This window comes from Tepidimonas sp., assembly GCF_046292505.1.
In the GTDB taxonomy this organism is placed as follows: Bacteria; Pseudomonadota; Gammaproteobacteria; order Burkholderiales; family Burkholderiaceae_C; genus Tepidimonas.
This window is the reverse complement of record NZ_JBKBQX010000189.1, coordinates 1-692: the sequence shown is the minus strand read 5'-3', so window position 1 is coordinate 692 and position 692 is coordinate 1. Positions and strand designations below refer to the sequence as shown.

At 63.4% G+C, this 692-nt stretch carries 2 protein-coding genes and 1 pseudogene; 1 reads left to right on the top strand and 2 read right to left on the bottom strand.

Annotated elements, in window-relative coordinates; translation table 11 throughout:
• Positions 1-38: 38 nt before the first annotated feature.
• Positions 39-365: an IS30 family transposase gene (locus ACK4TH_RS12660; protein WP_409626958.1), complete on the bottom strand. Its 327-nt coding sequence runs from the start codon at positions 363-365 to the stop codon at positions 39-41.
• A 3-nt stretch (positions 366-368) separates the two neighbouring features.
• Complete coding sequence (locus ACK4TH_RS12655) at positions 369-590, bottom strand: hypothetical protein (RefSeq protein WP_409626956.1); 222 nt, start codon at positions 588-590, stop codon at positions 369-371.
• A gap of 1 nt (position 591) precedes the next feature.
• Between ACK4TH_RS12655 and ACK4TH_RS12650 the strand changes: the two are divergent.
• Positions 592-692, top strand: a pseudogene (locus ACK4TH_RS12650) (IS481 family transposase); the annotation flags it as partial.

The following is a 692-nucleotide window of genomic DNA, read 5'->3' as shown; positions in this document are numbered from 1 at the left end:
ACTCGCAAACAGACAATAACACAAGAAAAATCATGAGGTTATGAATATTTCAGGGGCGACCACTGAAGGGGGTGGTTGGCTTGGATAACCTTCTCCAGCATGGCCTGGTAGATGGCGATCAGGGGGTAGAAGCCGTGGTTGCCGCGCGAGCGGCTGTTGAGCCGCCCCGCAACCGCATCGAGCTCCTCCTGGCTGCAGACCGACAGGTCCGTGCCCATGGGCAGGTGCTGACGCAGCCGGCCGTTGATATTCTCGTCACTGCCCCGCTGCCATGGACTACGCAAGTTGCAAAAATAGACCCGGATGCCGGTGGCCTTGGCCAGATCGCAGTGGCGCGCCAACTCCTTGCCGCGATCGTAGGTCAGCTTCTATCGCGTCGGTTCGGCAATGCTGCGCAGCTTAGTGGCCAAGCCCTGTAGGGCCGAGGTCGCCGTGGCGTCCTTGAGCTTGGCCAGTATCACCAGGCGCGAGCTGCGCCCCACCAGTACGCCGATGGCCGAGCGGTTGGTCGCACGCTTGAGGAGGTCACCCTCCCAGGGCCCGGCAATGGCCCGTTCGTTGGCCCCGGGTGGGCGCAGATGGATGCTCACAGCAGCGCGCGCTTTCCTCGCCGCCCTGGCCAAGGCCTGCCCGGTGCGCATCCGCACGATCCTCACCGACAATGGCAAGGCGTTCACCGACCGCTTCGTCAC